Here is a 5215-nt window from a genome sequence, read left to right as displayed (position 1 = left end):
ATTGCCTCTCATAAATAATATGGCTGGGGGATTATAGATTTGGTTTAACATAGATGGAAAGTCCTTATCTAAAAAGGTAGTAACATCCATCTGATATTCGTCTAATTTTTGAATTATATAATCTAGTTTTTCATCCCTAGCCGATGCTGCAATAGCCCGTTTATCTCCTACGGAAATATGATAATAAGATTTCAAATTATCGACCTTCTTAACAGCTTGCCAAGCTTCATAGGGTGATCCAAAATCATCAATAAAACTCCGTATATATGCTGCGCCCACATTATATAAACTTTGGAGGCCTGCAATATAAATGTTGTCGTCATATCTTGTCATAATATCACCTATTTACCTGTTCTAAATAGCATAGCTTCAGAAATATGATGTGGTTCCACTTGTGGGTTTCCCTCAAGATCTGCTATGGTGCGACCGACCTTTAATATGCGATCAAAAGCACGTCCACTTAAATGAAAATGGTCAAATATATTACCGAGTATACTCCAAGCCTTATCGGTAATATGGCAAAGCTCACCTATGGCCTTATGCGGTACGGCTCCATTAGAGCTAAAATCTAGGCCTTCATACCGTTTCTGTTGCATGGATGTCGCCATAACAACTTGTTCTCTCATACTTTCACTAGTCATCGTTGACGACGAAGTATCTAATAATTGTTCTAAGGTAGGCCTTTCAACAGGAATGTGCAAATCGATGCGATCCATAATGGGCCCAGATAGTCGTTGCTGATAATTTTTAACCATTGTTTCCGTACATACACACTCTTTATGAGGATCATGATAATATCCACAAGGGCATGGATTAGCCGCTAAGATACAAATAAAATCGGCAGGATATATGTAATTTCCCTGAGAGCGATTGATTGTAATTGTGCGTGATTCTAAAGGTTGCCTTAGAGCATCAATAACTTGGCGTTGAAATTCAGGGGCTTCATCCATAAATAGAACCCCTCCGTGAGCAAGGGTTACCTCACCAGGTCGACCTTGAATACCGCCTCCTACCATACTCGCTAAAGTTGCAGTATGATGGGGATGTCTAAAAGGACGAGTTGTAACCAATCCCGTATTTCCTAATAATCCTATTACATCTTGTATACGACTCACTTCAATGATTTCATTCCATGTCATAGGTGGTAATATGGTCGGCAATCGTTCAGCCATCATCGTTTTACCACCACCTGGTGGACCTATCATAATACAATGATGATGACCTGCAGCACTGATAAGCATAGCCCGTTTTCCAAGCTCTTGCCCCTGTACATCACTAAAATCTACTGTATATGTTTGATTGGAGCCTATATCTACACGACTATCTTCATTCATATAATCTACAGGTTCATATGACTCTAACAATTCCACTGATTCATTATAGTTTTGATTTTTCGAACTTGTAGATTTATTTATAGTCTCTTTATTTACTTTAGAGCACTTTGATTTAGCTAGTTTCTCCAAAATAGAAATAATATGTAGTAATGAAGATTCCCCATAAATGGAAAGCTTTGGTATGGCTTTTAAATTTTGACCATTTTCAACACTTGTAAATATAGTGGAATAATTAGAATCTAAACCTGCAAGGGACATAGCCAATGTGCCAAAGGTTGGTAATAGTGAGCCATCTAAAGCTAGCTCCCCCATAAATAAACTGTTTTTTAATAAAGCTGAAATACTAGCTTTACGCCCTTTTATCTGTCCCGATGCAATGAGAACACCCAACGCTATAGCTAAATCGAGTCCTGCACTACTTTTACGAATCGTAGCAGGTGCTAGGTTTACTACAATACGTCTCATAGGAAATTCATAGCCACTATTTTTGATGGCAGCCCGCACACGTTCACGAGCTTCCTTAACCGATTGATTAGGTAGTCCTACAATGTCGAAGACAGGTAAGCCTTGAGATATATCAACTTCAACTGTAATAAGGTATCCATCTATGCCATGTAAAGTGGCTCCATATAGTTTTGCATACATAGGCAACCTCTCTAAAAACACTGCGGCAAATAATGAATAGAACTTTGAAAGTCTTCATGTAAGTACACTTCGATTACATCAAAGGATAACTCTTTCCATCGCCGTCTTTTTTGATGTAGATCATATAAAAACAACATAGCGGCCCGTTTAATATGCTTTTGCTTCTTCTTTGTCACTGCCTCTCGAGCCAATCCATGTTGCATTCCTCGGCGTGCTTTAATTTCAATAAAATGATAGATTAAATCGCGTTTAGCAATGATATCAATTTCTCCTAATCGGGTTCTATAATTTGTATCTACTACTGTAAGGCCGATCTTTTCAATATATTTAATGGCCACCCGTTCGCCCCATTTACCAAGCTCCTTGGAATCTAGTTCATTAAATGCTTTACCTGTACTAATCGTTTTCATATATACCTCCTAATAAGGTGTATCTGCCAACAACAACTCATAGAATTTAATATCTATACTATATTAATCTTTCAACAGGTAATACTTACTTGTAGCGTAAATTATGGAGGTAACAAAAGTAAATACAAAAGAGGTTCCTAATAGTCACATCGGTGACCAATAGGAACCTCTTTACGGTTATAAACTATATACAATTTATATGATAAATTTACGTTAATATAATCACTCAGGTTTAACCCAACGAACGATAGATTTAATAGGTTCAAAGCTCTTGCGATGAAGTGGTGTTACACCTTGCTGTTCAACAGCTTCTTTATGTAACTCCGTATAATAGCCTTTATGAATACCAAATCCATAACCAGGGTATTCATCATCAAGGCTCTTCATATATCGATCTCGTGTAACCTTTGCAATGATTGATGCAGCAGCAATATTAGCGCTTTTACTATCGCCCTTAATAATAGATTCAACGGGAATCGTCAAATCAGGCAATTTCATAGCATCAGCCACTACAGCTTCAGCTGGTACGCTGAGCGTGCGAATCGCCTCATACATCGCTTGTCGCGTTGCTTCATATATATTGAGCTCATCAATCTTTTCTGGGCCGTAAGAAATGCAGCTAACTGCTACAGCTTCGTCCATGATGATATCGTAGAGGGCCTCACGCTTTTCTTCTGTTAGCTTTTTAGAGTCATTAAGACCCGGAATTAATGTCATAGGCGGCAAGATAACAGCAGCTACCGTCACAGGCCCTGCAATAGGACCACGGCCTACCTCATCAACACCAGCCACATGATAGATACCTTGATCATAGAACATGCCTTCATAGTCATACATGCCCATGAGGCGTTGCTGCTCTTTTAACTCTTTTTCTTGGCGTTTAATATAAGAAGCGGCCAATTTTTGAACGGAACTTCGAGTATCCTCTTGAGCCAATGGCAAAATCTCTAAAGCTTGTTCAGTTTCAAAGAGCGCCTTAATGTCTGCAACCTTTAATTTAGAAAAAACATCCTTATCCATTTTGTGTTTCCTCACCATCTTCAGGATAGTATGGTTCTTCATCTACTTTGTCGAGTGTAATTGTACCAAGTTTAGTATTGCGATAGTCTTGCAAGATAATGCGGCGTGCTTTATCAAAGTCTACTACACCACCACTTACGAGACAACCACGACGACGGCCAATACTTTCAAGAATCGTATCTACATCCGTCATCTCTTCTTCTTTTAATTTATATCGTTCCACCAAAATATTAGGTGTATTCGTCAATAAGTGATTAATTAATTGTTTAATGACATGCTCTAAATCATACACATCATCAGAAACGGCACCCGTCATAGCAAGGCGAGCCGCTGCGCGTTGGTCTTCTAGTTTAGGCCATAATACACCTGGTGTATCAAGCAATTCAAGGTTTTTACCGATTTTAACCCATTGTTGACCACGTGTATGACCAGCCTTATTAGCTGTACGCGTTGCTGCAGAACCAGCTAAGGAGTTAATCAATGTAGATTTACCCACATTAGGAATACCTAAGATGATGGTACGTACAGAACGACTACGAATGCCTTTAGCTACCCAACGATCAATAATAGGCTTACTCAAACGCTCTACAGTAGATATTAACTTCTTATTACCCTTGCCAGACTTAGAATCGATAGCCAATACAGTGATACCTTGTTTAGTAAAGAATTCAGTCCATTCCTTTGTGGCTTTAGGATCTGCTAAATCAACTTTATTTAACAATACGATATGAGGTTTCTGACCAACCAGTTCAGTGATTACAGGATTGGCACTAGAACGAGGAATACGCGCATCGAGTAACTCGATAACTACGTCTACCTTTTTGATATACTCCGTAATCATACGTGTGGCTTTCGCCATATGCCCAGGGAACCAATGTACGATAGGTGAATCTGCCATAGTATTTCCTTTCTACATCTAAATTTTAGCAAAAATAAAAGGCTGCCAACGGCAGCCTTTTATGAACATTAGCGTTTTTCGCGAATACGAGCAGCTTTACCAGTAAGGTTACGTAAGTAGTACAATTTAGCACGACGAACAACACCACGGCGCATAACTTCGATTTTAGCTAAGCGTGGGCTGTGAAGTGGGAATGTACGTTCTACACCTACACCGGATGCAATACGACGAACTGTGAAAGTTTCACGTACGCCACCGTTTTGACGTTTAATTACCAAACCTTCGAATACTTGGATACGTTCACGAGAACCTTCCACTACTTTTACGTGTACGCGAACTGTGTCACCAGCGCGGAAAGTAGGGATGTCTGTACGAAGTTGTTCTTGTTCAAGTACGTTAATAATGTTCATTGTTTCCTCCTGTTTGCAGACATTCAATACCTACACCTTATAGGCAGCGGACTGTCTCAAATTAACAGCAATATAGTATCATAAATCACGGCCTCCGCCCTCCGACGCTGGAGCAGCTGCTCCTCCTCCCCCCGGGACAGGGGCAGAAACAGCAGCTTTACCCCGCCCACGCTGAGGGCATCCCCCACCTTCAGGGGGGCGGAGCCCTCCACGGGCTCGCCGTTCACCAGCGTCCCGGCCTTGGAGCCCAGGTCGTGGATGCGCCACTGGCCGCCCTCCTCCCGGACCAGGGCGGCGTGCTGCCGGGACACGGTGGGCAGGTCCAGCCGCAGGTCGGCCAGGGGGGCCCGGCCCAAGATGTTTTCCCAGTGCCGGATGGGCAGAGAGCCGCCCCCGGGCAGGGCCAGCTGGCCCCAGACCTCCCCGGCAGTGGGGATGCGCAGCAGCCCCCGGATGGCCCGGACGAGGATGAGCAGGGCCAGCAGGGGGAAGAGAAAC

Annotated in this window: 6 protein-coding genes and 1 pseudogene; all 7 read right to left on the bottom strand. The window is 41.9% G+C overall.

Going from position 1 to position 5215, the window contains the following annotated elements; translation table 11 throughout:
* Positions 1 to 333 (bottom strand): annotated as a pseudogene (locus Q7P05_RS00035) (DNA-protecting protein DprA); the annotation flags it as partial.
* An 8-nt stretch (positions 334 to 341) separates the two neighbouring features.
* On the bottom strand, positions 342 to 1979 hold the full coding sequence (locus tag Q7P05_RS00030; RefSeq protein ID WP_303929951.1) for a YifB family Mg chelatase-like AAA ATPase: 1638 nt from the start codon (positions 1977 to 1979) through the stop codon (positions 342 to 344).
* 11 nt (positions 1980 to 1990) lie between these two features.
* Positions 1991 to 2389, bottom strand: coding sequence for a YraN family protein (locus Q7P05_RS00025; protein WP_227720441.1), 399 nt, complete (start codon positions 2387 to 2389; stop codon positions 1991 to 1993).
* A gap of 222 nt (positions 2390 to 2611) precedes the next feature.
* Positions 2612 to 3409 (bottom strand): ribonuclease HII, encoded by a 798-nt coding sequence (locus Q7P05_RS00020; RefSeq protein ID WP_303929950.1) that lies wholly within the window; start codon positions 3407 to 3409, stop codon positions 2612 to 2614.
* A complete protein-coding gene (gene ylqF, locus Q7P05_RS00015) occupies positions 3402 to 4307 on the bottom strand; it encodes a ribosome biogenesis GTPase YlqF (RefSeq protein WP_105085660.1) in 906 nt (301 codons plus the stop codon). Before ylqF ends, Q7P05_RS00020 begins: the two co-directional genes overlap by 8 nt.
* Before the next feature lie 68 nt (positions 4308 to 4375).
* A complete protein-coding gene (gene rplS, locus Q7P05_RS00010) occupies positions 4376 to 4717 on the bottom strand; it encodes a 50S ribosomal protein L19 (RefSeq protein WP_005377523.1) in 342 nt (113 codons plus the stop codon).
* Positions 4718 to 4773: 56 nt separating this feature from the next.
* Positions 4774 to 5215, bottom strand: a 442-nt coding sequence (locus Q7P05_RS00005; protein ID WP_303929949.1) for an FHA domain-containing protein, incomplete at its 5' end; no start/stop codon positions are given.

It is taken from the genome of Veillonella dispar, from assembly GCF_937975875.1.
Classification (GTDB): Bacteria; Bacillota; Negativicutes; order Veillonellales; family Veillonellaceae; genus Veillonella; species Veillonella dispar_B.
This window is presented reverse-complemented; position numbering and strand designations above follow the sequence as displayed.